The 25,795-nt window shown below is 72.7% G+C and carries 20 protein-coding genes and 1 pseudogene; 10 read left to right on the forward strand and 11 right to left on the reverse strand.

Annotated features, from left to right (window positions below; all coding sequences use genetic code 11):
* Positions 1 to 138 precede the first annotated feature (138 nt).
* The 6 genes and pseudogenes from ACYVNR_RS19680 to ACYVNR_RS19705 all read right to left on the reverse strand — a co-directional run.
* A pseudogene (locus ACYVNR_RS19680) lies at positions 139 to 843 on the reverse strand (hypothetical protein); the annotation flags it as partial.
* A 178-nt stretch (positions 844 to 1,021) separates the two neighbouring features.
* Positions 1,022 to 2,737: a serine/threonine-protein kinase gene (locus tag ACYVNR_RS19685; protein ID WP_461050415.1), complete on the reverse strand. Its 1,716-nt coding sequence runs from the start codon at positions 2,735 to 2,737 to the stop codon at positions 1,022 to 1,024.
* Positions 2,734 to 5,301, reverse strand: coding sequence for an FHA domain-containing protein (locus ACYVNR_RS19690; RefSeq protein ID WP_461050417.1), 2,568 nt, complete (start codon positions 5,299 to 5,301; stop codon positions 2,734 to 2,736). The genes ACYVNR_RS19685 and ACYVNR_RS19690 overlap by 4 nt, the downstream gene beginning before the upstream one ends.
* Before the next feature lie 2 nt (positions 5,302 to 5,303).
* Positions 5,304 to 6,116 (reverse strand): PP2C family protein-serine/threonine phosphatase, encoded by an 813-nt coding sequence (locus tag ACYVNR_RS19695; protein WP_045189059.1) that lies wholly within the window; start codon positions 6,114 to 6,116, stop codon positions 5,304 to 5,306.
* Positions 6,113 to 6,610: a hypothetical protein gene (locus tag ACYVNR_RS19700; protein WP_052677135.1), complete on the reverse strand. Its 498-nt coding sequence runs from the start codon at positions 6,608 to 6,610 to the stop codon at positions 6,113 to 6,115. The genes ACYVNR_RS19695 and ACYVNR_RS19700 overlap by 4 nt, the downstream gene beginning before the upstream one ends.
* A gap of 201 nt (positions 6,611 to 6,811) precedes the next feature.
* On the reverse strand, positions 6,812 to 8,290 hold the full coding sequence (locus ACYVNR_RS19705; RefSeq protein WP_461050420.1) for a CCA tRNA nucleotidyltransferase: 1,479 nt from the start codon (positions 8,288 to 8,290) through the stop codon (positions 6,812 to 6,814).
* 108 nt (positions 8,291 to 8,398) lie between these two features.
* Between ACYVNR_RS19705 and ACYVNR_RS19710 the strand changes: the two genes are divergently transcribed.
* From ACYVNR_RS19710 to ACYVNR_RS19745, 8 genes are all read left to right on the forward strand, one after another.
* Complete coding sequence (locus ACYVNR_RS19710; RefSeq protein ID WP_045189055.1) at positions 8,399 to 8,884, forward strand: NUDIX hydrolase; 486 nt, start codon at positions 8,399 to 8,401, stop codon at positions 8,882 to 8,884.
* 41 nt (positions 8,885 to 8,925) lie between these two features.
* Positions 8,926 to 11,334 (forward strand): DUF6049 family protein, encoded by a 2,409-nt coding sequence (locus tag ACYVNR_RS19715; RefSeq protein WP_461050422.1) that lies wholly within the window; start codon positions 8,926 to 8,928, stop codon positions 11,332 to 11,334.
* Positions 11,335 to 11,388: 54 nt separating this feature from the next.
* Complete coding sequence (locus tag ACYVNR_RS19720) at positions 11,389 to 13,362, forward strand: protein kinase family protein (protein WP_045189052.1); 1,974 nt, start codon at positions 11,389 to 11,391, stop codon at positions 13,360 to 13,362.
* 3 nt (positions 13,363 to 13,365) lie between these two features.
* A complete protein-coding gene (gene sigM / locus ACYVNR_RS19725) occupies positions 13,366 to 13,938 on the forward strand; it encodes an RNA polymerase sigma factor SigM (RefSeq protein ID WP_045189050.1) in 573 nt (190 codons plus the stop codon).
* Positions 13,939 to 14,124: 186 nt separating this feature from the next.
* Positions 14,125 to 14,979 (forward strand): hypothetical protein, encoded by an 855-nt coding sequence (locus tag ACYVNR_RS19730; RefSeq protein ID WP_045189048.1) that lies wholly within the window; start codon positions 14,125 to 14,127, stop codon positions 14,977 to 14,979.
* Between the two features lie 219 nt (positions 14,980 to 15,198).
* Positions 15,199 to 16,245, forward strand: a complete 1,047-nt coding sequence (gene trxB / locus ACYVNR_RS19735; RefSeq protein WP_045189046.1) for a thioredoxin-disulfide reductase — start codon at positions 15,199 to 15,201, stop codon at positions 16,243 to 16,245.
* A 90-nt stretch (positions 16,246 to 16,335) separates the two neighbouring features.
* Positions 16,336 to 16,659, forward strand: coding sequence for a thioredoxin (gene trxA, locus ACYVNR_RS19740; protein WP_223128242.1), 324 nt, complete (start codon positions 16,336 to 16,338; stop codon positions 16,657 to 16,659).
* A 144-nt stretch (positions 16,660 to 16,803) separates the two neighbouring features.
* Positions 16,804 to 18,030, forward strand: coding sequence for an N-acetylmuramoyl-L-alanine amidase (locus ACYVNR_RS19745; RefSeq protein ID WP_045189042.1), 1,227 nt, complete (start codon positions 16,804 to 16,806; stop codon positions 18,028 to 18,030).
* A 56-nt stretch (positions 18,031 to 18,086) separates the two neighbouring features.
* Here ACYVNR_RS19745 and ACYVNR_RS19750 read toward each other — a convergent pair whose 3' ends face one another.
* Entirely contained in the window at positions 18,087 to 18,749 is a 663-nt protein-coding gene (locus tag ACYVNR_RS19750) for a GNAT family N-acetyltransferase (RefSeq protein WP_045189040.1), read from the reverse strand.
* 168 nt (positions 18,750 to 18,917) lie between these two features.
* On the opposite strand from ACYVNR_RS19750, the gene ACYVNR_RS19755 reads away from it, so the two are divergent.
* Both ACYVNR_RS19755 and ACYVNR_RS19760 read left to right on the forward strand, forming a co-directional pair.
* A complete protein-coding gene (locus ACYVNR_RS19755) occupies positions 18,918 to 20,417 on the forward strand; it encodes a peptide ligase PGM1-related protein (RefSeq protein ID WP_052677134.1) in 1,500 nt (499 codons plus the stop codon).
* A 10-nt stretch (positions 20,418 to 20,427) separates the two neighbouring features.
* Complete coding sequence (locus ACYVNR_RS19760; protein ID WP_461050427.1) at positions 20,428 to 21,453, forward strand: glutathione S-transferase family protein; 1,026 nt, start codon at positions 20,428 to 20,430, stop codon at positions 21,451 to 21,453.
* Positions 21,454 to 21,541: 88 nt separating this feature from the next.
* On the opposite strand, the gene ACYVNR_RS19765 is transcribed toward ACYVNR_RS19760, so the two are convergent.
* The 4 genes from ACYVNR_RS19765 to ACYVNR_RS19780 form a co-directional block, all read right to left on the reverse strand.
* Positions 21,542 to 22,348, reverse strand: coding sequence for an alpha/beta fold hydrolase (locus tag ACYVNR_RS19765; RefSeq protein WP_461050429.1), 807 nt, complete (start codon positions 22,346 to 22,348; stop codon positions 21,542 to 21,544).
* Positions 22,349 to 22,448: 100 nt separating this feature from the next.
* On the reverse strand, positions 22,449 to 23,342 hold the full coding sequence (locus ACYVNR_RS19770) for a metallophosphoesterase (protein WP_461050431.1): 894 nt from the start codon (positions 23,340 to 23,342) through the stop codon (positions 22,449 to 22,451).
* A gap of 70 nt (positions 23,343 to 23,412) precedes the next feature.
* Positions 23,413 to 24,273, reverse strand: a complete 861-nt coding sequence (locus tag ACYVNR_RS19775; protein WP_045189407.1) for an Fpg/Nei family DNA glycosylase — start codon at positions 24,271 to 24,273, stop codon at positions 23,413 to 23,415.
* A gap of 81 nt (positions 24,274 to 24,354) precedes the next feature.
* Positions 24,355 to 25,542, reverse strand: a complete 1,188-nt coding sequence (locus ACYVNR_RS19780; RefSeq protein WP_461050433.1) for a ParB/RepB/Spo0J family partition protein — start codon at positions 25,540 to 25,542, stop codon at positions 24,355 to 24,357.
* Positions 25,543 to 25,795: the final 253 nt, after the last annotated feature.

The raw sequence follows: 25,795 nt of genomic DNA on the forward strand, positions 1-25,795 counted from the left end.
GGTCGCGACCAGCCGGCCGGACCCGTTCTCTTCGGTGCGTGGTGTGTGGTTCGGTTCGGTGTGGCCGGGCGCCGTGGACGACCCGGTGGACCCGGTGGAGCCGGTGGAGTCGGTGGCGTCACCCGAGGCGGCCGGGTCGTCGAGGAGGGCGAGGTCGTCCTCGGTGACGAGCTTGGTCGAGAGGGCGTGCTCGACGAGGCGGGACTTGCGGTTGGTGGCGAGCTTGCCCACTCCGCCGTGGAGGCCCCGCGTGCCCGCGTCGGCCAGCTTCTGGCAGACGTTGTCGAGCTTGCGGTTGAAGCGGGTGATGGTCCAGCCGAGGCGTTGCGCCGCAGCAGCCGAGGAGGGTATCTGGCTCGTACCCGCTTCACGCCTCCGGAGGAACGGCTCGCAGAGCGCCACGATGAGCAGCTTCTGGTCGGGCGTCAGGGAGACGCGGCCGACCGTGGCGGCACCGACCTCCTCGCCGTCGCTCGCGTCGGCGGCGGGCTCGGCAGTCACGGACTTGAAGGCCGGGCTCGCGACGTGGATCTCGAAGTCGTAGGTCGTGGGGCCGGCGGTGAACCAGACGATGAGCTTCTTCATCGCGAGCGGGATCTTGGCGCCGGGGTTGAGCCACGCCTGGAAGAGGCCCTGCTCGTCGGCGACCGTGGCCGTGAGGGTCGAGCCGGTGTTGCCCAGCCACCAGAAGCCGTTCTCGAACGAGACCACGAGGAAGGTGCGGTGCAGGTAGGGGTTGTCGTCCACCTCGACGTCGCCGGTGCGCCCGATGGTGAGACCGGTCTCGGGTGACACGGAGTACTCCTCGCCGCAGAACACGACGGTCACCTTGCTGTGGATCACGATCAGGTCCCCTAATCCCTGTCGGCACGGTCTCGGACTGGCACTCGCGATCAACGATGTCCGGACGTGCGGTGTTACGGAAGCTTGTGGTGGTTTGGTGTTGTCCGGGTCGAGGCTGCCGTCCCGACCGCGCGCTGTCCACCCGCCGGCATACTCAGCCGCCGGCGCGAGCCGGACCTCACTGGGCGGTCTCGCACTGGACGTCCGAGCCCGGAGAGACCTGGCCAGAGCGGGACACGCGAACCGTGGCGCACACCTTCGTGCCCTTGGCCGCCTTGACCGAGTAGCTGCGGGTCGTCACCGAGACGCGCTTGGCGACGTCCGGGTTCCCTGCGTCTGAGGGTGTGGGTCCGTAGGACACTCGGAAGCTGTCCTTGGTGTCGGGCTGCGGGTAGGTCCACGAGAAGCTGACGCTGCCGGCACCGGACCGCGCGGTGACACGGGGCTTGTCGAAGACGCCGTCGCCGATGGCACTGTCGTCGCCGGGCATCGAGACCGTCGCACTCGGGGTCGGGATGGCGACCGGGTCGTCGGCCTTCTGGCGCATCACGAGGAAGGCGACGATCCCGAGCAGCACCACCACGCCGGCCACGAGCCCCCACAGCACCCCGGCCTTCGCCAGAGGCGAGGCGGCCGCTGGTGACGCTGTCGGATGTGCTTGCGTGCCAACGGTGCTCGCGGCTCGGCGCACCGTCGCCTCGTCGGAGGTGTCGGCACCCAGCGGGGCGGTCGGACTCGAGATGGCGTCTGTGACCGCGGCGGCGCGCACGGGTGCAGCCGTCGACGTACGCGTGGGGCTGGGCATGGGTGCCGGTGACCACCGCTGCCCGCCGGCGTCGGAGCGGCGTCGCGTCTCGTCGTCGAGCACCGACGGGCTGGCGGAGGGCATGGGCGGCGCGACCAGCTGGGCCACGACGGTCTGGGGCGCCTTGATCCGGGTGCGGTCGTCCTCGTCGCCACCACGGCCGGTCGGCGAGCCCTGGGTCTGGCTGACGAGGGTCGTGTGCCCCTGCTCGTCGAGCACGACGATCGGCGTGCGGGCGAGGCGCTGCTGCTGCTCCACCGCCTGCAGGGCCCTCGCGAACTCGAGCGCCGACGCGGGACGGTGCGACGGGTCCTTGGCCATCGCCTGCGCCAGCAGGCGCTCGAGACCGGCCGGCACGTCCTGGCGGCCGGTGCGCGGGGGCGCGGTGCTGCGGATGCGCGGCATCAACGCGTACGCGGAGTTGTCACCACCCGGCACCTCGAAGGGCGAGCGTCCGACGAGCAGCTGCCACAGCGTCGCGGCGAGCGAGTAGACGTCGGAGCGCTCGTCGCCGTTGCTCTGGCCGTAGAGCACCTCGGGCGGGGCCCACGGCACGGAGACCCCGACGTCGTCGGTGGTCTCGGCCTCGACGTCACCGTCACGCGCACCGCGACCGGCGATGCCGAAGTCGGTGAGGCCCGGGGCGCCGTAGGCGCTGATGAGCACGTTGGCCGGCTTGATGTCGCGGTGGGTGATGTGGGCCCGGTGCGCCGTCTCGACCGCGCTGGCCAGCTGGATGCCGGTGCGCAGCACGTCCTCGACCGAGAACCGCTCGGCACGGGCCCGCATCGCGAGGTTGGGCGGCGGGTAGTACTTCATGACCAGGTAGGGGCGGCCGTCGTCGGACGTGCCGGAACGGAAGACCTGGACGATGTAGGGGTGGTCGCCGAGGGCGGCCATGGTGTCGGCCTCCTCGACGAACTGCTGCCGCAGCGCGTCGGTCAGGCCCTCGGACTTGAGCACCTTGACGGCCACCGGCATGCGGGGACTCTGCTGCTCGTAGAGGAAGACGTCGGCGTAGCCGCCCGAACCCAGCGGCTGCACGAAGACGAGGCCCGGGATCTTCGGGGGTGCGCCCTTCCTGCTCACGGCGCCGCCTCGAAGGTGAAGGAGACCTCGTCGGCCATCGACACGAGCGAACCCGGCTCGAGGACCTGCTGGTCGTTGGCCCGCAGTCGGACCGGTGTGTCGCCGGGCAGGGTCACCGTGGTGCCGTTCGTGGTGCCGAGGTCGCGGATGAGCACGTGCCAGCCCTCGAGGATCACCTCGACGTGGTTGCGCGAGACGTCTCGCTCGGGGCTCGGCACCTTGACGACGTGGGGCCGGTCGTGGGCCGCGAGGCCCTCGCCGAGCTTCGGGGCCCGGCCGAGGAGCACGCTGCGGTCGAGCGTCACCACGTCGCCGGTCGACAGGCGCAGCACGCCGAGCGGCGGCCGCGGCATGGTGAACGGCTCCTGGGGCGGGATGCCCGTGCCGCACACGCGGCACCGGTCGCCGTGCGGCGGCGTCGGGTGGCCGGACGAGCAGAGCACCGCGAGCACGCTGGGGCCGGAGAAGGTCTGGTTCAGGGCAGCGTTGCGTGCCTCGAGCAGGGCGCTGCGGTCGACGGTCATCTCGGTCTCGTCGTCGTCCGGTGGTGCGTCCGACGCGTCGCCCCACGCAGGCTGCGGGGCGCCGCCCGCGGTGCCTGTCGGCCCGGGAGCCGTTGCCGCAGAGGCGTTTGCGCCGGAAGCAGGACCAGCGATCGGCACGTCGAACGAGGGCTCGGCGCCGGCGCCCGGCTGGCGCGCAGGCGCAGGTGCCGACGCACGTCCCGCTGCAGGTGCCGAGGGTGGCGTCGTCGCGATCGGGACCGTCGGCGGCGTGCGGAGCACCGGGGTGGCGTGCGGCACCGCCCATCCGTCCTGCTGGCGCGCACCCGGCTGGTGCACGGCCGGCGGTTCGTCGCGCACCGCCGGCGGAGGCCCGGTCGAGATGAGCGGCGTCGCCTCCGGAGCGCGGGCGCCGGGAGGTGGGGTGTTCACGGGCGGGAGCAGGCTCGGGGCCGGCGGCGGCGTGTGCCTGCCGGAGAACGTCGGCACCCCGGCCTCGGGCTTGGGTGCCGGCGCCGACGATGGGGTGGCCCACGGCACGGACGAGATGAGACCGCCCTCGGGCACCTCGGGCGCCGACGGGATCGGGCGTTCGGGCACCTCGGGGGCGGGGGCTGCGTTCGTCACCGCGGCGTCCGAGGTGTCGGCGACGGCCGGCACGGACAGCACCTCGTCGTCCTCGTGGGTGGAGTCGTCGTCGGCGGGCTGGGCCAGCTGCGCGAGGACCTTCCGGTGCTCGTCGGCGGCGGTCGTGTGGCCGAAGAGGTAGTCGTAGGACGGCGCGGCCGCCTGTGCCTCGCCGCCGTCCGCGTCGGGAGCACCGTCCCGGGCGACGTCTTCAGCGACGTGCGGGGCCTGAGTGGGCGGAGTCGAGTCGCTCTCCGGGACGGGACGGGCCGCCCACGTCGAGTCGACGTCGCGCGGTGGTGCCGGGGGGAGGTCGGTCGCCACGGGCGCCGCGGGAGGCCGGGCGGTTTCCGTTGCGGCTGAACGCTCTACGTCATGGGAGGTGATGGAAGGGCTTGCAGTGGAGCGGGTTTCGGCAAGGGCGGGGGCCCTCGGCGGCTCGGGCGCGGCCGGAGGGGCGACGCGGACGGGCACGGCGGGGGTGACCGAGCCCCAGGAGCGCAGGGTGGGTGCGACCGGCGACGGTTCCGGTGCCGGGTCACCGGCGACCGGCTCGGGTTCACGTGCAGAGAGCGGTGACGGGTCTGACGGGGTCGGCTGCGCCTCAGTGGGTTCAACCACTTCAGGAGCGGAATCACGTGCTGCAGAAGAGGACTCGGGGGTGGTGACGGGCCCAGCCGAAACGGCTGGCGTCTCGTCGTGGCTGGCCCAGCTGCGGCCCCAGGGCGACGTTCCCGAGCCGGCTGCCGCACCAGCGCCCTCGGCGGCAGACGGGGCGCCGAAGGTCGGAATCGCCGGGGCCGGGGAAGGGTTCGGGGGCGTCGACGGCGTCGACGGCGCCTTGCCGGCCGGCGGCCCCTCGGCCGGTGTCACGGTGGCAGGGTCCTCGACGACCGGGGCGACATCGGCAGAGCCTGCGCCACTCGCACCCCCCGGTGCCGCGGGCTGCGCACCAGGCGAGTCGGTCACCTGGCCCGCGGACTCCGGGGCAGCCCCGGCACCCGGGCCGGCCGGGACTCCTGCGACGAGGTGCTGGGGCGGCACCGGCTGCGAGCGCTCGGTCTCGTCGAGCACCCGAAGCACGACCCGCTCGGGGTGCTCGGGCAGCTCGAGGTCGGTCCACACCTTCGCGCTGGGGGCGCGAACGTCGTGCTCGGTGCCGTCGGTGAGGGTCACGAGGGCCGAGACCGGTCCGAAGGCCACGATGCGCGTGCGGGGCTGCCAGTGGACGCCCACGAAGTGGTGCGCCTTGCGCACGCCACCGGTGGTCAGCACCTCGACGACGTCGTCGATGTCGCCGCCGTCGGCTGCATCGCTCGCGGCGAGGGTGCGGTCGTCGTCCTCGTCGAGGCCGATGAGCAGGTGCATGCCGGGGCCCCCGATGTGCGTCCACCCGTCGGGGGCCCGGTCAACCACAACGGACGGGCCACTCACGTCTACGACCTGCTCTCCCCTGATGAGCCGTTCACGTTCTCGCGCGGGGTGGTGTCCTCGTCGACGTCGGAGTCGGCGTCCTGCCCCTGCACCGCGACGACGATAGCAGTGACGTTGTCGTGTCCCCCGGCCTCGACTGCCCGGCGCACGAGCTCGGTGGCGGCCTCGTCGGCGTCGTGGTGCTCGGCCAGCACGGCCTGCATCTGCTCGCGCGTCAGCTCGTTGGAGAGCCCGTCGGAGCAGATGACGAAAACCTCGCCGGGGTAGGGCGGGAACACCCACGTGTCGACGACGCCCATCGGGTCGCGCCCCAGCGATCGCGTGACGACATTGCGGCCGGGATGGCGTTGCGCCTGCTCGGGCGTGATGAGGCCGCGCTCGACGAGCTCCCACACCTCCGAGTGGTCGACGGTGACCTGCGACAGCTCGCCGTCGAGACAGCGGTAGACACGTGAGTCGCCGATGTTGAAGACGGCCCAGTGTCGCGACCCGCCCACCGAGACGAGGGCCAGCCCGGCGACGGTGGTGCCCATCCCGGTCTGCTCCGGGTGGCGGGCGGCGGAGCCGAGGATGCGGCGGTTGGCCTCGCCGACCTGCTCGACGATGTCGCGAACGCTCACTGCCGGGCGGTCGGCGAGCTCGACGACGGTCTCGGCGGCGATGCGGCTGGCCACCTCGCCGGCAGCGTGCCCGCCCATCCCGTCGGCGACCACGTAGACGGTGCCGTTCGTGCGTGCGGAGTCCTCGTTGTGCCGACGCACCCGCCCGACGTCGGTGGCGACACCGACGGTGATCGCGGGCAGGGTCGGCGTCATGCGCGGTCGCCCGTCGCGGCCCAGGCGGTGACGCGGACGGTGGTCAGCACCTGGCGGATCAGCTCGTAGTCCGCCTCGGCCGACGCGCCGCCGACCGCACCGGTCAGCTGGACGAGGTGTGCACCCGAGCCGGAGTCGGCCCCGGCCACGTGGAAGAGGTTGGCCTGCAGCACCGTCTCGACGTCGGGGTCGGGCCAGGTGGCGTCGCACCCGACGAACTGCGCGTCACCCAGCTCGGCGGCATACGGCTCCGACACGGCTCCGCCGCGCGAGGTCGCCATGGCCCGCAGCTGGTCGAGGGAGTCCTCGACGCGGAAGGCGGGCTCGCAGGCCTCGATGTTGACCACGACGTTGGGCGCGAAGGCGCCCTCGCGGGGCAGGCGAGCGGCCATGGTGGTGCCCGGTGCGTGCACCGGCTCCCACCCCTCGGGAACCTCGAGGGCCACCGACGGCTGGCCCGGGAAGTCGTCGCTCGGGTAGGCGAGGGTGCTCATGGCTCGTTCCTTTCGGTCGTTCCCGCAGGGGTCGGGGACGGCGGCGTCAGTCAATCAAACACCTCGGGCGGTGTCAGGTCGGCCAGCGCGCCGTCACCGGCAGGGGGCCGGGAACGAGGGTGCGCCCGAGCGTACGCACGCATCGGCGACGTCGCGATGGGGAGCACTCCCCTGCCGTATGCCGTCACGCCGGGCACTCGGTCAGGCGGAGCTCTCGCGCGCGGCCCACCACGTGAGCAGCTTCTCGCGGGCGGCCTCCTTGCCGATGGGCCCGTCGTCGAGGCGCACCGAGAGGAGGTAGTCGTAGGCCTCACCGAGCACCGGCCCCGGGCGGATGCCGAGCGCCTCGGCGATCTCGTTGCCGTTGAGCTCGGGGCGGACGGCGGCGAGCTCCTCCTCGGCGGCGAGCCGCTCGATGCGGACCTCCAGGTCGTCGTAGGCGCGCGAGAGCCGTTGGGCCTTGCGCACGTTGCGGGTGGTGCAGTCGGAGCGGGTGAGGCGGTGCAGGCGGCTCAGCAGCGGGCCCGCGTCGGTGACGTAGCGGCGGACCGCGGAGTCGGTCCACTGGCCGTCGCCGTAGCCGTGGAAGCGCAGGTGCAGCTCGACGAGGCGCGCGACCTGCTTGGTCGTGTCCTTGTCGAAGCGCATCGCCTTCATCCGCTTGCTCGCGAGCTTGGCGCCGACGAGCTCGTGGTGGTGGAACGAGACCCCGCCGCCGTCCTCGAAACGGCGGGTGGCCGGCTTGCCGATGTCGTGGAGCAGGGCCGCGAGGCGCAGCACGAGGTCGGGGCCGGGCACCGACTCGGCCGGCCCGTCGGCGGGGCCCTCGAGGTCGATCGCCTGCTCGAGGACGATGAGCGAGTGATGGTAGACGTCCTTGTGACGATGGTGCTCGTCGAGCTCGAGGCGCAGCGCGGGCAGCTCGGGCAGGAACACGTCGGCCAGGCCGGTGTCGACGAGCAGCGTGAGCCCCAGCCGCGGCGTCGGCGACAGGAGCAGCTTGGTGAACTCGTCGCGTACGCGTTCGGCCGAGATGATCGAGAGGGTGCCCGCGCGCTCGGTCATGGCCGCCGACACCTCGGGGGCCACCTCGAAACCCAGCTGCGAGGCGAAACGGGCGGCCCGCATCATCCGCAGCGGGTCGTCGGCGAAGGACTCCTCCGGCGCGGCGGGGGTCATGAGGCGGCGCGCCACGAGGTCGGAGAGCCCACCGTGCACGTCGACGAACTCGAGGCTCGGCAGCCGGATGGCCATCGCGTTGACGGTGAAGTCGCGCCGCACGAGGTCGCCCTCGAGGCTGTCGCCGAACATCACCTCCGGCTTGCGCGAGGTGCGGTCGTAGGTGTCGGCGCGGTAGGTGGTGATCTCGATGACGTGGGCGCCCTTGCGCAGCCCGATGGTGCCGAACTCGCGGCCGATGTCCCAGTGGGCGTCGGCCCAGCCGAGGACGACCGACAGGATCTCGTCGGGCTTCGCGTCACTGGTGAGGTCGAGGTCGGGCGAGACCCGGCCGAGGAACGCGTCGCGCACCGGGCCACCGACGAGCGCCAGCTCGTGACCTGCCGCGGCGAACCGCTCGCCGAGCTCGCTGAGCATCGGCAGCACGGGGGCGAGGCGGGCCACGGCGGCCCGCAGCAGCGGGAGGCCGGCGTCGGTGGGCGTGTCGGGTCGGTCAGGCACGCGCCCAGCCTAGTGAGCGGTCGGTGGGGCGCCGTCGGCGCCGATGACGGCCCCGTGTCGCCAACACGACGACAGGGGGCCCATGGCCCCGCCCGTTATGGTGGCGATGTGAGCGCCCAGCCCCTCCCCAGCCCCGTGCCGGGGAGGCGCCTGCCCGCCGTCGAGGAACGCTCTGCCGGAGGCATCGTCGTGGACGTGCGCGAGGGTCTCGCCCTCATCGCGATCATCGCCCGTCGCAACCGGGCCGGGCGCATCGAGTGGTGCCTGCCCAAGGGTCATGTCGAGCCCGGGGAGACACTCGTCGAGACGGCCGCGCGCGAGGTGGCAGAGGAGACCGGCATCGTGGGCCGCGTCCTGGTCGAGCTCGGCACCATCGACTACTGGTTCGCCACCTCCAACAAGCGGGTGCACAAGTTCGTGCACCACTACCTCCTCGAGGCCACGGGCGGCGAGCTCTCGATCGAGAACGACCCCGACCACGAGGCCATCGACGTCGCCTGGATGCGGCTCGACGAGGTGCACCGCAGGCTCACCTTCCCCAACGAGCGCCGCATCGCCCAGGCGGCGTGGAACCGGCTGGCGGGGACGGCGTGACCCACCTGGGGTCGCGGCGTCCGGGATCGAGCGGGCGTCGCGTGACCCGCCTCGCTCGCCGGCTGGCTGCCACTGCGACCGTGCTCGCCGCGGTGGCGACGACGTCGGGTGGCGTCCTCGCGAGCGCCGCGATGCCCTCCCGCCCCTGGGGGTCCCCTGCTGGTCCGGCCGCCGCGTCGGGCTCGGCCTCCGTGTCGTCGGCCACTCCACGCCCCCGAGCCGTCACCCCCGCCCGTGACGTCGCGGTCGTCGTGCTCGACTCGATGCGGCCCGCCGTCGTCGCCCCCGGCACCGACCTCACGATCACCGGGTCGGTCACCGCTCCGCTCACCGGGCCGCTCACCGGGCCCACCGTGCGGGTCGTGAGGGGTGACGTCGTCGTCAACCAGCGCGCCGCCCTCGACGGCTGGGCGTCCGGTCGTACGGCGACGTCCGGCCCCACGATCGACAGCACCGCCCTGCCCGGCGTCGCCGCGGGACAGACCCGCACCTTCACCGCCACGGTGCCCTGGCGTCAGCTTCGCTCCGACGACGCCTTCGCCGCCGTGCCGATCTCGGTCGAGGTGGTCCAGCAGGGAGCGAGCCAGCCCACCGGCAGCACGCGCACGTTCGTCGCCTGGAACGGGCGCAAGGAGTACGTGCCGCTCAAGGTGGCCACCGTGCTGCCCGTGACGCTGGACCCCGACGTCGACCTGTTCTCGCGCGACGACGCCACCCGTGAGACCGCCTGGGAGCGCGCCATCGGTGCCGGTTCGCGCGTGGAGCGCATCGTCAGCGGCACCCGCGGCACGTCGGTCACCCTCGCCGTCGACCCCGCGGTGCTCGGCACGGCCCCGGCCGGCGGGCAGGCCCCCACGGGACCCACGTCGACGGGCAGCCCCACGCCCAGTGGCACGGGGACGTCCACCACGCCCGGCACCCCGGCACTGAACGGGACCACTCCCGGGACGACCTCTGGCACGACCCCCACCACGCCCTCCCCGACGGGCACCGCACCGACGCCCGCCCCGACGCCCACCTCGACGCCCCCCTCGTCGGCCACGCCGACGGGGCAACCCACCCAGTCGGCGGCGGCCCAGGCCATCGCCCGCCTCGGCGACACGCTGCGCTCCCAGCTGAGCGGACGCACCCTCTGGGCCCTCCCGTACGCCGACGCCGACATCGCGGCCACCGTGGGCACCGCGCCCGCCAACTCCCTCGTGCGCGACCTCGTCAGCCGCGCAGCCGGGCTGGCCCAGCGAGTCGGCCAGCCCGTCCGCTCCGACATCGTCTGGCCCGTCGACGGCCTGCTCCCCGGCGGACGCGAGCAGGGCATCCGCACGCTGCTGTCGGCGACCCCGGTCAAGAAGCCCGCCGGCATCGTCGTCAACGCCGCGGCGGTGACGAAGCCGTCGGCATACACGCCCAGCGCGCGACGGGTGGCGGCGGGCGGCACCCGGCTGCTCGCGTACGACCCTCGTCTGTCGGCCCTGCTGCCCAAGCGCACCGACCCGAGCCCGGTGCTCTCGACCCAGCGCTACCTGGCCGAGTCTCTCGTGCTGCTCGGCGAGCGCGCCGGCACGCAGCGCTCGGTGCTCGTCGCCGCACCCCGCTCCTACGACCCCGACGAGGCGGGTCTGGCCTCCTTCCTCTCCGCGACGGCGAGCGCGCCGTGGCTCGAGCCGGTCGACGCCGCCTCGCTGCTCACCGACAGCGGCAGCGACAAGGCCGAGGTGCAGTCGAGGCCCACGACCGCCGTCGCGTCGGCCGCGGCCAGACCGGTGCTCGACGCCGGCCGGCTCAGGCAGATGGCCGACCAGCGCGACACGCTGCTCAGCGTCTCCTCCGTCCTGCGCGACGGCGAGCAGTTCGAGCGCACCTACCGCGAGGTGCTCGACGAGCTCGCCAGTGCCCGCTGGCGCGACCGACCGACGTCGTGGGGGACCCTCGCGAGCTCCGTCGCGACCGACGTGCGCGCCGCGACGAGCGCGATCCGGGTCGTGCCCCGCACGAGCACCATCAACCTGCTCGCCGAGAACGGCACGCTGCGCATCACCCTCGAGAACGGCCTCGACTACACCGTCGACGGCATCCGGCTGCGGCTCGTGCCCGACAACCCGCGCATCCGCGTCGTCACGCAGCCCGACCCCATCTCGATCGGTCCCGGGTCGCGCACCAACGTCCCCGTCGAGGTGGCCGCCGTCGCCGCCGGACGGGCCCAGATCCGGGCCTTCCTCACCACGGCCGACGGCACCGTCATCGGTTCCTCGGCGACGATCCCCGTCGCTGCCAACCCCCTCGACGGGGCCATCTACTGGGTCGGCGGGGTGCTCGCCGGGCTCGTGCTCCTCGCGGGCGTCCTGCGCGCCGTGTTCAAGGGCACGTCGCGTGTCGACGAGATCGCCGACATCGAGGCGGTCACCGCGGCACACCAGACGCTCGGCGATGCGGACGACAGGGATCGGCACTGACTCGTCCTAGGATGGGTGCCGAGCCACGCATCCACGCACACCAGGACGAGGAGGGTGACGCACGTGCAGGGAGTCGGACCTGGATCCGTCCTCGGCGGCCGCTACGCGGTGACGCTGCGCACCTCCGAGGGCACTCACCACGAGCGCTGGCGCGCCAACGACCACACCCTCGAGCGCGAGGTCGTGCTCGTCTGCTTCCCGGCCGCCTCGTCGGTGGCCGCCCCCGCGCTCGACGCCGCCCGCCGTGCCGCGGGCATCGAGGACCCCCGCCTCGTACGCGTTCTCGACGTGGGCACCGACCGCGGCGTCGGGTTCATCGTCGAGGAGCCCCTGACGGGTGCCACCGCCCTGTCCCACCTGCTGCAGGGCGGCGGCCTCTCGGCCGACGAGGTGCGTCGCCTCACCGGCGAGGCCGCGACGGCGCTCGAGAAGGCCGGGCACCGTGGGCTGCACCACCTGGCGCTCACCCCGAGCTCGCTGCTGCGCATGCCCGACGGCGCCGTCAAGGTGCGCGGGCTCGCCACCGAGGCCGCCCTCACCGACACCGACCGCCTGTCCGACGAGCGGGCCTCGCGCGCCGACGCCGTCGGGCTCGTCAAGATCGCGTATGCCGGCCTCACCGGTCGCTGGCCGATGGTGTCGGTCGACGACGGGCTGATTCCCGCCGGTGGCCCGGTCGGCCTCGAGCCGGCGCCGACCATCGTCGGCGGAGTCGCGGCTCCGTCCGAGATCGCCGTCGGCGTCCCCAACGACCTCGACCTCATCTGCCGCATGACGCTCGCGAGCGGCAACCGCGGCCCGGTCTCCCCCGGTGACCTGGCGCTGCAGATCGCGCCCTGGGCGACCGAGCAGGCGACCTCCGACGGCGCCACCGGCATCCGCCTGCGCAACCGCGAGGAGTTCGAGCCCACGCGTGTCCTGCCCGCCGTCGGCGCGGGCGCAGCAGCGGTCGGGGCCGGCGCAGGTGCTGCGTCCGCCGCCGGGGTCGCGGGTGCGAGCCCGGCCGGTGACGCCAGCGCTACCGAGACGATGTTCTTCGACAGCCTCCCCGACGAGCAGCACGCCTCCTCGGTGGAAACACCAGAGCGGCCCGTGGCCGCGGCGGCCGAGCGTGCCTCCGCGGGCATCGCCGCCGGGGCGGCTGCGGCCGGCGCGGCCGCAGCCGGCGTCGCCAGCGTCATCGGTGACCGCGTCGGCTCGTTCGCACGCGCAGCCGCCGACAAGGCCGCTGCCCGGGCCGCCGAGCGCCGATCGGCCCACGACGACTTCGACGGCGAGGAGATCGGCCTCGACGACGCCCTCGACGAGGCGCCCACCACCCGGCTCGAGCCGCCACTGCCGGTCTTCGGTCACGACGTGCCCGAGTCGCCGAGCGGGGCCCAGTCACGCATCGCCCTGGCCATCGTCGGCGTGCTCGTGCTCGTCGCGCTCGTCATCGGCATCCAGAACGTCGCCAAGATCGGCCAGCACGACGGCCCGGTCGGCGCCGTGACCGTCACCAAGACGCGCGCCCCGAGCGCCTCGCAGGCCCCGAAGCCCACCACGACCAAGCCGCCGGCCGCCACGACCACCGCTCCATCCGCCGCCGGTCCCGTGTCGATCGTCGGGGGCCGCGGCTTCGACCCCCAGGACGGCAACGAGGCCGACCAGAACGTCAAGCGCGTCTTCGACGGCAACCCCGGCGAGGGCTGGCGGTCCCGCTGGTACGGCACCCCCACGTTCAACGGCGACAAGGACGGCGTCGGCGTCGTGCTCGACCTCAGCAGCCCCACGGTGGTCAAGGAGGTCGACCTCGTCCTCGGCGCCGCCCAGGACGTCACCGTCTACGCCACCGACTCCGACTCCACGAAGTCGCTCGACGGAGCCCAGGAGGTCGGCTCGGCCACCGGCGCCAACGGCACCGTCACGATCAAGGCCGGAGGCGGGCTCAAGCCCGCGAGCAAGATCGTCGTGCTCATCACCAAGGCCGGGCCCGCCGAGTCCGACCGCCGCTATCGCGCCCAGATCAACGAAGTGACGGTGCGCTGACCGATGACCCCGGGGGTTGCCGCCCCGATCGCCGAGCTGAGCGACCGGGAGCTGCTCACGCTGCACGTCGCCGGTGACGACCACGCGTTCGCCGAGCTCTTCCGGCGCCACAAGGACCGCATGTGGGCGGTCGCGCTGCGCACGGTGCGCGACCCCGAGCTCGCTGCCGACTGCGTGCAGGACGCCTTCATCGCCGCCTTCCGGCGCGCCGAGTCCTTCCGAGGTGAGGCCGCGGTGACCACCTGGCTGCACCGCATCGTCGTCAACGCCTGCCTCGACCGGCTCCGCCGTCGCAAGCCGACGACCGAGCTGCCCGAGTACGACCTCGCCGACCGCCACGACCACTACGCCTCCACCGAGGTGCGCCTCGACATCCAGGAGGCCCTCGCCACGCTGCCCGAGGGCCAGCGCGCCGCCCTCGTGCTCGTCGACATGCACGCCGTCCCGGTCGCCGAGGCCGCCGTCATCCTCGGCGTCGCCGAAGGCACGATCAAGTCGCGGTGCGCCCGGGGGCGTGCTGCGCTGGCGCAGCACCTGGGCCTCACCCCGGGCCGGCGCCCGGTCGAGCGGGACTGACAGGGGCGACCCGGCGCCAGTCGTCGGAGCCCGACCCGCCTCACCGACCGGATGGCCGACCGGATCCGTCGAAGGTGGTTGAATCCGGTGGAACCTCGATGGGTACAGGGACCGTCGAAGCCTCGGCGTGCGGCATACCTGCGCGCGCCGGCACGACCCCCGCACGCACTGCCCGAAGGACCCTCCGTGGACGAGTCCGCGCACCACCCCGACGACGACCACACCAGCGACCACATCGGCGACCTCGACGACCTCGACGACGGGCCCGCGCCCCGGCTCGACCCGGCCGTGGAGGCGCACGTGACCGCCCTGCTCGCCTCCGCTCCCGACCCCGGCCCGATGCCCGCCGACGTCGAGGCCCGCATCTCCGCGGCCCTGCAGGATGCCGCCCGGCTGCGGGTCGACCCCGGGCCGATGGCCACCGGTGAGACGGCCGGCCCGGGCCGCGGACCCGCGGCAGACGGCACGGGCGCGAGCCACACCGGTGCCGACGTGCTCGCCCTGCCCCCACGAGCCACCAGGCCCAAGCCGATCTACCTCGCCGCGGCCGTCGCCGCGGCCGCCGCCGTCGTGGCGGTGGGCGCCTCGGTGCTGCACGTGACCAAGCGACCCAACGGTGCGGCCATCGTCGGCGACACGAGGAGCTCGACGGGCACCGCACCCACCTCCGGGGCCACGACGAACGGCGGCCTGCACATCCAGCTCAGCGAGACGGCATACGACGGCGCCAACCTCGCCACCAAGGCGCGCGCGCTGCTCGACCACCCGGGCCAGCCGCTGCGCGACCTCGCCGCCGAGTCGCCCGGCATCGGACCCATCGGCACCCCGATCGGGCTCGAGGCCTGCCTCGAGGAGATCGGAGCCCTCGATGCCGCCAACCCGAGCCCGGATGCCGTGTCGGCCGACCTCGCGACCTTCGACGGCCGGCCCGCGGTGGTCGTGGTCGTGACGCGCGGCGGCACCAGCACCGCCTGGGCCGTCCAGCGCAGCTGCAGCACCGGCACTCCCGGTGTGCTCAAGGGCGCAACTCCCGTCCCGTGACCCCCACGAGTGGGCTCGGGCCACGCGCGTGCGCAGGCACGGCCACCGCACCAGCGTGCCGACGGGCGAGGGAACAACGAACGCCTAGGATCGGTTGAGGCCTATGCGTCTCGCGGAGTCCGTGCTCCGACACGGACCGGGAGCACGACGGCGAGCCGCAGGAGCGGCAGCATCGTCCCAGAGCCGCACGACACGAGAGCTTTACGAGGAGCACCCCACATGTCCGACGTCCGCAACGTCATCATCATCGGCTCCGGCCCCGCGGGCTACACCGCCGCCGTCTACGCCGCCCGCGCGAACCTCGCGCCCCTCGTCTTCGAGGGCGCGGTCACGGCCGGTGGCGCGCTGATGAACACGACCGATGTCGAGAACTTCCCCGGCTTCCAGGACGGCATCATGGGCCCGGACCTCATGGACAACATGCGCGCGCAGGCCGAGCGCTTCGGCGCCGAGCTCGTCACCGACGACGTCACCGCCGTCGACCTCACCGGCGACATCAAGACCGTCACCGACGGCGAGGGCAACGTGCACCGCGCCAAGGCGGTCATCCTCTCGATGGGCTCGGCCTACCGCGAGCTCGGCCTCCCCCGCGAGAAGGAGCTCTCGGGCCACGGTGTCTCCTGGTGCGCGACCTGCGACGGGTTCTTCTTCCGCGACCAGGACATCGCCGTCGTCGGCGGCGGCGACTCGGCCATCGAGGAGGCGACCTTCCTGACGAAGTTCGCCCGCACCGTCACGATCATCCACCGCCGCGACACCCTCCGCGCCAGCAAGATCATGGCCGACCGCGCCCACGCCAACGACAAGATCCGCTTCGCCTGGAACTCCGAGGTCGCCGAGATCCACGGCGAAGGCAAGCTCACCGGCGTCACCCTGCGCGACACCGTCACCGGCGAGACCCGCGAGCTCGCCGTCACCGGCCTGTTCGTCGCCATCGGCCACGACCCCCGCAACGAGCTGCTGCGCAACGGCGACGTCGACCAGGTGGAGCTGGATGACGCCGGCTACGTGCTCGTCCAGGGCCGCTCCACCCGCACCAACCTGCCCGGCGTCTTCGCCTCCGGCGACCTCGTCGACCACACCTACCGCCAGGCCATCACCGCCGCCGGCTCCGGCTGCGCCGCCGCCCTCGACGCCGAGCACTACCTCGCCGCGCTCGAGGACACCACCTCACCCGCCGAAGCCGCCGCCGAGGCCGCGGCCATCGACGAGACCGACTCCGGCGAGATCCCCGCACCGCGCGCCACCGTCGGCGCCGACGCCTAACCTCGAAGCAGACCCGGCACCCCGGCTCCGGCCGCTGCCGCCAGCGCCACACCCACCCCGCCCCCCGCGCCAACCAGAGAAGGAATCTCCATGGCACTGAAGAACACGACCGACGCCACCTTCGCCGACGACGTCCTCATGAGCGAGAAGCCCGTGCTCGTCGACTTCTGGGCGACGTGGTGCGGCCCGTGCCGCAAGGTCGCCCCGATTTTGGAGGAGATCAACGAGCAGTACGGCGACAAGATCGAGGTCGTCAAGCTCGACACCGACGCCAACGTCGACACGGCCGCCCGCTACGGCGTCGTGTCGATCCCGACGCTCAACGTCTACGTCAAGGGCGAGGTCGTCAAGACCATCGTCGGCGCGCACCCGAAGCCGAAGCTGCTGCGCGAGCTGGAGGAGTTCATCGCCTGACCGGGCGACGACGAAGGGGTGGCAACCGGCACGGTGCCACCCCTTCCGCGTACTACAGTGCTGACGGCGCCCGTCTCTCCCGATGTCGCACAGCAAGCCGCGACTCACCTGCGACCACCGGGAGCCCTCCCAGAAGGAGCCGAGATGACCCCTCCCCAGACCGTCGTGCTCCGGCGCGGCGACGCCGGGCCCGCGGTAGCGGCCGTCTGCGAGCGGCTCGTCCTGTCCGGTGACCTTCCCGGCGGACCGGGAGCCACCGACGCGGCCGGCAACGCCGTCTTCGACGAGCGCGTCGAGCAGGCCGTGAAGTCGTTCCAGCAGCGGCGCGGGCTCATCGTCGACGGCATCGTCGGACGCTCGACGTATGCCGTGCTCGACGGGGCCCGCTGGGCCCTCGGTGACCGGGTGCTGCGCTACCTGCCGGGCCACTTCGTCGAGGGTGACGACGTCGTCGCCCTCCAGGGACGCCTGGCCGAGCTCGGCTTCACGCCCGGCAAGGTCGACGGCCTCCACGGGCCGGCCACCGACGCCGCACTCCGAGCCTTCCAGGCCGCAGTGGGCCTCGTCCCCGACGGCACCGCAGGCCCCGAGACGATGCGCGCCTTCGCCGGCCTGCGCCGCTCGGTCAGCGGCGGTTCGGCCAATGCGCTGCGCGAGCGCGAGCACCTGCGGCGCAGCGGCTACAGCCTCAGCGGACGCACCATCGTCCTCGACCCCGGCCACGGCGGCGCCGACACCGGTGCCGAGGGCGGCAGCGGCCTCGTCGAGGCGAGGCTCGCCCTCGACCTGGCCCGACGCATCGAGGGGCGGCTGTCCGCGCACGGCGTCAGCGTCGTCTTCACCCGCACCGAGACCACCGAGGGCGGCAGCGACGAGGAGCGCGCCGCCTTCGCCAACTCCTGCGACGCCGACCTCGTGCTCTCCCTCCACACCGACCACACCGAGTCCGGCTCGGCCCACGGGGTCGCGACGTACTTCTACGGCCACCCCGACAACGCCAAGCACAGCGACTGGTCCGTCATCGGCGAGAGCTTCGCCGACCTGCTGCTGCGCGAGGTCGTGGCCCGCACCGGCCTCACCGACTGCCGCTCCCACGCCCGCACCTGGCCGCTGCTGCGCCGCACCCGCATGCCGGCCGTCCGCCTCGACCTCGGCTACCTCAGCCACGCGGGCGACGCCGAGGCGCTGGCGCAGCCGCACACGCTCGACCTCGTGGCCGAGGCCGTCGTCGTCGCGCTCCAGCGGGTCTACCTCGGCGAGGCCGACACCGCGCGCACCGGCGTGCTGCGCCTCGACGACCTGCGCCGCCACCTCGAGTCGATGCGCGCCGCCCAGGTCGGCAGCGCGACGGGCGACCGCACCGTCGGCTGAAGGCACTCGGGCCCACTCGGGCCCGGTCAGACCCGGTCGGGCCCGATTGGAACCGGTCAGGCCCGGTCGGTCACGTTGGCGTGGCTCGACCCGTTCGGGTGGGTCTCCGGCACGGGGCGCAGCCCCGGCACCCTGGCCAGCGCGCGCGCCACCGCGGCAGCCGCCTCGTCGCGCAGCGTGATGACGCGTCGCAGGTCCATCCGCAGGCGCGGGTAGGTCGGGTGGTCCCGCTCGACGCGGTAGCCGACCTTCTCCAGCACGTCGACATCGAGCACGCAGGGGTGCTTCGACACCGCCAGCGGACGTGCGGCGACGACCTCGAGCGAGCGCACCTGGTGCTTGAGGGCGTCCTTCGCCGCGGACTGCAGCAGCACCTTGCGAAGGCCCCGGCCGGCATACGGCTGGGCGGTGACCGCGGTGAGGAGCATGAGCGTCGCCGGGTCCGAGGGCGAGGTCGGGAACGCGGCGAGGCGCGGCACGTGCCGCGCCGGCGCGAGCATGACGTAGCCGGCCGGCTCACCGTCCACGTACGCGACGCGGCCGGGCGGGCCCCAGTCGCTCGTGACCGTGCCGACCCATTCGGCGAGCACCTCGCGCGGTGGGTGTTCGTCGCCGTGGCCGTTGCGCGGCACGGTCTGCCAGAAGGTGCACGGGGCGCACGTGCCGATGCCGACGAGGTCGTCGACGAGGTCGGGCGTCAGCGCACGCAGGTCACGCATCGCGCCACCGGATTTCCCGCATACCGCCATTCTGGCCCGCGCACCGTCAGTCGGCACCACCGGCGGTCCCGGTGGCGGGTCGGAGGCTGCCAGGCCTGCCCCGCGACGACGCGGTGGCGGGGTCCTCGTCGCTACCATCGACGGGTCAGGTTCGCGGAAGGCCGACGCATGGGCACGTTCGAGCAGCTCCAGCAGGGCCTCGGTGCCGCCTGGGACGCCCGCCGCGCGGGCGGCGGCGACGAGACGCGTCACGTGCTCGTCGTCATGCCCTCGTTCAGCGTCCAGGGCCAGCTCCTCGAGCACTACGGCGCGCGCCTCGGGTCGATGGAGCACCGCTACCTCCTGCTCGCCCTGGCCGCACGCGACCCACGCTGCGAGGTCGTCTACGTCAGCTCGCTCGCCCCCGGACCAGGCGTGCTCGACTACTACGCCTCCCTGCTGGCCCCCTCCGAACGCGCCGGCTTCCTGCAGCGCCTGCACGTCGTCACGGTCGACGACCCGTCCTGGCGCCCGACGGCCGCCAAGCTGCTCGACGACCCGGCCGCCGTCGCCCGGGTTCGCGCCGTCGTGGACGGGCGGCCGGCACTCCTCCAGGTCTGGAACGTGACCACGACGGAGGAGGAGGCCGCGATCGCCCTCGGTGTCCCCATCGACGGCACGCCCGCGCGCCTGCGCCCGCTCGGCTTCAAGAGCGCCGGCCGGCGCCACTTCCACGCCGTCGGCGTCGACACCCCGGTGGGGTGCGAGGACGTGCGCGACCTCGACGACGTCGCCCGGGCCGTCGAGGAGGTCCGCCGGCGCCGGCCCGGCACGGAACGGGTCGTGGTCAAGCTCGACGACAGCGCAGCCGGCGACGGGAACGTCACCGTGCGCGTACGCGACCCCCTGGGAGGTGACCTCACGGGCAACCGTCTGCTGCAGGCCCTGGCGCAGGCGGTGCCGCCGTCGTACCTGGCCGAGCTCGCTGCCGGCGGCGTCGTGGAGGAGCTCGTCGTCGGCGACGACGTCACGAGTCCCAGCGGGCAGGCCGACATCGCGCCCGACGGCACCGTGACCGTGGTCTCGACGCACGAGCAGGTGCTCGGCGGCCCGGACGGGCAGGTCTACGCCGGGTGCGTGCTCCCTGCACAGCCTGCGTATGCCGTCGCCGTCGCGCGCGCGACTGCCGCGGTCGCCGAGCGGCTGAGCGCCCTCGGGGCCCGCGGTCGGGTGGGGGTCGACTTCGTCGCCAGGCGCGACGGAGACCGGTGGGAGGTGCTGGCGATCGAGGTGAACCTGCGCAACGGCGGCACGACCCATCCGCTGGCAGGACTCGCGGCCCTGGTGAGCGGCCGTTACGACCCGACGAGGGGGTGCTGGGTCACGCCGGACGGTTCGCAGCGTTGCTACTCCTCGACCGACAACATCGTCGACCCGCACTGGCTCGGCGTCGACCCGCTCCAGGTCGTGGCGGCCGTGCAGGCAGCAGGCATCGGCTTCGACCCCGCGACCGGCACCGGGCTCGTGCTGCAGATGCTCTCGGGCCTCGCCATCGACGGGCGGGTCGGGCTGACCGCGATCGGGCGCACCACCGCAGCAGCGCAGCAGCTCGCCGAGCACGGCAGCCTCGTCATCGGTGGTTGCGCCGGGAGGGGCGGGAGGGGCTGGTGGCGCCAGACCGCGAACTAGGGTTGGGCGCATGAGCGAACCGGGGACGTACGTCGAGAAGAGCTTCAAGCGCGACACGAACTACATCACCACCCGCATCACCGCGGACGGGCGCGACGGCTTTCCCGTCGAGTCCGGACGCTACCGCCTCGTCGTGGCGCGGGCGTGCCCGTGGGCCAACCGCGCCATCATCGTGCGCCGGCTCCTCGGCCTGGAGGACGCCCTGTCGATGGGCATCTGCGGCCCCACGCACGACAGCCGGAGCTGGACCTTCGACCTGGACCCAGGCGGTCTCGACCCGGTGCTCGGCATCCCCCGCATCCAGGACGCCTACTTCCGACGCGACCCCGAATACCCGCGTGGGATAACGGTTCCCGCGATCGTCGACATCCCCTCCGGTGCCGTCGTCACCAACGACTTCAAGCAGATCACCATCGACCTCGAGACGCAGTGGCGCGACCTCCACCGCGACGGCGCGCCAGACCTCTACCCCGCCGACCTGGCTGACGAGATCGAGGCCGTGAGCGAGCCGATCTACCGTTTCGTGAACAACGGCGTCTACCGCTGCGGCTTCGCCGGCACCCAGGACGCGTACGAGAAGGCCTACCGTCGGCTGTGGGAGCACCTCGACCTCCTCGAGGACCGGCTCTCCACCCGGCGCTACCTCGTCGGCGACCACGTCACCGAGGCCGACGTGCGGCTCTTCACGACGCTCGTGCGGTTCGACCCCGTCTACCACGGGCACTTCAAGTGCAACCGCAACAAGCTGATCGAGATGCCGGCGCTGTGGGCGTACGCGCGGGACCTCTTCCAGACGCCAGGATTCGGCGACACCGTCGACTTCGCCCACATCAAGCGTCACTACTACGTGGTGCACAGCGACGTGAACCCCACGGGCATCGTGCCGCTCGGGCCCGCCCTGGAGAACTGGGCCACCCCGCACGGTCGCGAGGCTCTCGGTGGTTCACCCTTCGGTGCGGGAGCCACTCCCCCGGGCCCGCCGCGCGAAGTCGTTGCGCCAGAGCACAATCCGGCCCTGGCTCTGCTGGCCGATTGACCACGTCACTCAGCGTTTGCCGGTGGGTCCCCATGTCGTGCAAGGGAACCCACCGGTCAGCTGACGTCGCTATCCTGCCGACGTCGCGTCAGGAGCGGAAGAAGTCCGCGAGTGCCGGGGCCAGCACGCCAGCAGGCACCTGGTGGAACTCGCCGGGCAGCTCGACCGCCGTGGCGTTCGGAAGTGCCTCTGCCACAACGCCGGCCGCGTCGTGGAGCCAGGGCAGCTGGGTGCCGCTGCTGCAGACCGAGAGGAACGGAACCGTCACCCGCGCAAAGGTTTCCACCGGGATGTCCTGCTCGTCACCGCCGAGGCACAGGCCGTCGTACTTGACGGTGTAGGCCATCGACACCAGGGCGTCCCACACCGGGGTGCCGACCATGCCGTCGACCATCTCTGGCGGCATCCCGACGACCTCGTTGTTGAAGTACCGCACGATCCCGGCACGGTCACCCTTCGCCTCGAAGGCCTGGAGGGTCCCGATGTAGTCGGCCGGGGGCGGCGGCCAGGCCGCGGTGCGGTACGGCACCTCGATGGCCGAGCCCTTGGCGATCGGCGCGCCTGCCGCGATGGCCTCGATGACAAGCGCACCGCCCGATGAGACACCGAAAACGTAGGCGGGAGAGTCGTTTTCACCGGCTGCCTGAATCACGGAAGTGAGGTCGTCGACCTCGCGGGAGACCGCATAGGGCTCGGTGTCACCGCTGTCCCCCCGTCCGCGACGGTCGTAGGTGACCCCGGTGAAGCCGAGTCGGCCGAGCTCGACCGCGACGTCCCGGAACGCGCCCCGGTCGCAGAACGCACCTCCGACCATCACGGCGACGGGCCCGTCGCCGTAGGCCTCGTAGGCGATCGTGGTGCCGTCCGACGACGTGGCCTTGTGGACCTGGCTCATGACTGCATCTCCTTGACTGTGCGACCCGCCTGTCGGGTCCTCACTTCAGCGTCGAACAGCGCGGACGCGGTTCGACGTTTTGATTCTCGAAGTTTTGCCGTCAGGTTCGCTTGCGCGAGAAGACTTCGCGCCGCTCGGCCTCCGGAACCGTGTCCATGAACTCCATGACGGCCTCCGAGAGGGCCGGCCAGGTCTTGTGCTGCTCGATGGGCACCACGGTGCCGACGACCTGGTCGGCATGCACCTCCACGAGGTTCCACGACTGCGGGCCGTCGACGCCCATGAGCAGTTCGCGGGGTGCGCCCACGTCGTCGACATAGCAGACGCCGCCGGCGACGAAGACCGGCACCCGGCCGAGGGTCCCGAAGCTCGTGACGTGCAGGTGACCGCTGAGCACCGCACGCACGTCGGTCGGCTCGATCACCTCTTGCAGACGCTCGACGTCGTCGAAGTCGAGGAGCTGCATGACGGGTGACCGGTAGGTGATGGGGGCGTGGTGGACGACGAGGAGAGTCCCGTGCTCAGCCGGGGTGGCCAGCTCGCCGGCGAGCCACTCGTACTGCGCGTCCGCGAAGCCGCCGTGGTGGTAGCCGGGCACGGCGGAGTCCACCGCGATGATGCGCAGGCCGCCCACGACGGTGACTGAGTCCTGCGGCTCGTCGGTGTCTCGGCCGTAGAGGCGCTCGGCCATCGGGCGCCTCTCGTCGTGGTTGCCCCCGGTGAGCACGAGTGCGGCGCCCAGCCGCTCGACGACCGGGCCGACGATCTCGAGGAGCAGGTCGTACGCGGCCGGGTCGCCGCTGTCGGCCAGGTCTCCGCTGATGACGAGCGCATCGATGTGCTCGCCCGAGGCCTCGACCCGCGCCAGGGCCTTGCGCAGCTGTTCCCGGGTGTCGATGTGGCCGGCGAGCAGCCCACCGCCCGCGATCAGGTGCGGGTCGGACAGGTGGGCGATGACGTGGGTCGGCGCAGGCCGGGATCCGGTGAGGGCCATGGCGTCAGCCTAGGGCCGCGAGTACGTCCGGGCACGTGCTGACGGGCGCGCGTGGTCTGGTCGGGCCCCGTCAGCGTCGGATCTGGCAGGCGGGGCACCAGTAGAGCCGGCGGCCGGCGATCTCTCTTCGCTGCACCGTGTTTCGGCATCGTGGACACGGCTCACCGGTCCGCTTGTAGACGAGGAACCGCCGCTCGAAGGTATCGCCCAGACGCTCGCCGGTGAGCTCCTTGGCTATGGCGCGGGCACGGCCGGAGCGCTTCGTCCGCTGTGCCGCCTCCACCTGGTCGGGCATGGTGATGATCTGCGAGAACGCCCGCCCCAGCGGCATGAGCAGCACGAGATCGTCCCAGATCTCGTTCCACACCGACTCCGAAAGGTCTCGTCCGGGAGTGAAGGGGTCTACCGCCAGGCGGTGAAGCACCTCACAGCGGTAGACGTTGCCCACCCCGGCCACGACGGACTGGTCCATGAGCAGCTCCGCGATCGGGCGCCGGCTGCGATGCAACCGCTCCCATCCAGGCTGCGGCTGACTCCGTCGTCGCAGCGGATCAGGTCCGAGGGTGGAGACGATCTCACGGCGGCGCGCACGGTCCACGAGCGTGCAGATCATCGGACCGCGCAGGTCGGCAAAATGATCCGGCCCCACGAGACGCAGCCGCACCGCGCCCACCGGTGCCGGCGGGGTGCCAGCGCGCAGCGGCCGCACCGGGAACTGGCCGATGAGGCCGAGATGCACGTGCAACGCGAGGTCGCCCACGTCGACGAACAGGTGCTTGCCCCACGCCTCGGCGCGCTCGAGCACCTTGCCGTCCAGCCGCTCGGCATCCGCGGCGAACCGCCCCTGTGGGCTGCTCGCCTCGACCCGGTGGCCGCGGAACGCCCGCTCCAGACGGTCGGCGAGTGCATGGATCGTGTGGCCCTCGGGCACGATCACCCTCCGTCTCGGTGTCGGTGCTCCAGCTCTCGGGCGGCGCCGGCTGGGGCCAGGTCTGTGGCTGTGACTGTGGGGTCAGTCGCGGTTAGGCGACCCCATGCCCATGAGACCGAGGATGCGGCGCAGGTCCTCCATCGAGGCGAACTCCACGGTGATCTTGCCCTTGCGCTGACCCAGGGCGATCGCGACTCGGGTCTCGAGGTGGTCGGACAGGTTCGACGTGAAGTCGTCGAGCTGAGGGTGACGGCTACCGGCGCGAGGACGACGCGGCTTGGGAGCGTCGTTGCCCTCCCCCAGGGCCACGAGCTCCTCGACGTTGCGCACGGACAGTCCCTCGGCGACGATGCGCTGCGCCATGCGCTCCATCGCCCCGCCGTCAGCCATGCCGAGCAGCGCACGCGCATGGCCGGCACTCAGGACCCCCGCTGCCACACGGCGCTGCACCAGCGGAGGCAGCTTCAGCAGGCGGAGCGTGTTCGAGATCTGCGGGCGTGACCGCCCGATACGGGTCGCGAGCTCCTCGTGCGAGCAACCGAAGTCGTCGAGCAGCTGCTGGTATGCCGCCGCCTCCTCGAGCGAGTTGAGCTGACTCCGGTGGAGGTTCTCCAGGAGCGCGTCGCGCAGGAGGTCGTCGTCGCTCGTGTCCTTGATGATGGCTGGGATGACACCGAGGTCGGCCGCCAGGGAGGCGCGCCATCGGCGCTCACCCATGATGAGCTCGAAGGTCTTGCCGTCGGCCTCGGCCAGCTGGTCCGCAGGGATACGGCGGACGACCACCGGCTGGAGCACGCCGATCTCGCGGATCGAGTGGACCAGCTCGGCCATGTGGTCCTCGTCGAAGACCGTGCGCGGCTGCTTGGGGTTCGGGCGGATCGACTCGATGTCGAGCTCGGCGAACTCGGCACCCGGCACCACGGCGAGCCCGGTCGCGGCATCCTCGAGCTTCTCTCCGACAGCGGGCCCGTTCGTCGATTCTGCGTCCGGCTGGGTGGCGGCCTCGTCGGCGCCCTCTGTCGGCTGACCGCTCTCCGGACCGCCGTGCCCGTTCTGGGAGGCCGGGCCCTGACCGTTCTGGGCCGTCTCCGAGCCGGCGCCGGGAATGCCGTCCGAGCCGGCCGGCCTTTCTTCGGGCGTCGCGGTCGGCGGGGTCGGCTGCTTCTGCTCCGTGAAGAAGACATCGACGGGACGGCCGGCGCCCCCGCTCGGTGCGCTCGGGATGAGAGCCCCCAGGCCCCGACCCAGTGCTCGACGCTTCTCCGCCATTCGCCAACCCCTTGTCGTCCTCGACGCGGCCATCGCGTCCGGCGTCAGTCTAGGTGGTGGGTGACCGGGGTTTGCGCACCCGCTCCGACGACTCGCGCGCTGGTTGCGACCATCGCGGGCCGTCTGTTTCACGTGAAACGCCCGTGACGTTGAGGATCGGGAGGGGGTTTCACGTGAAACACGGCGTGACCTCTCCGCCTGTCCCCTTGTCTGACAGGGAGAGTGCGTTCTCGCAAACCCCCGCCGACAAGGT

This window comes from Terrabacter koreensis (assembly GCF_054783315.1).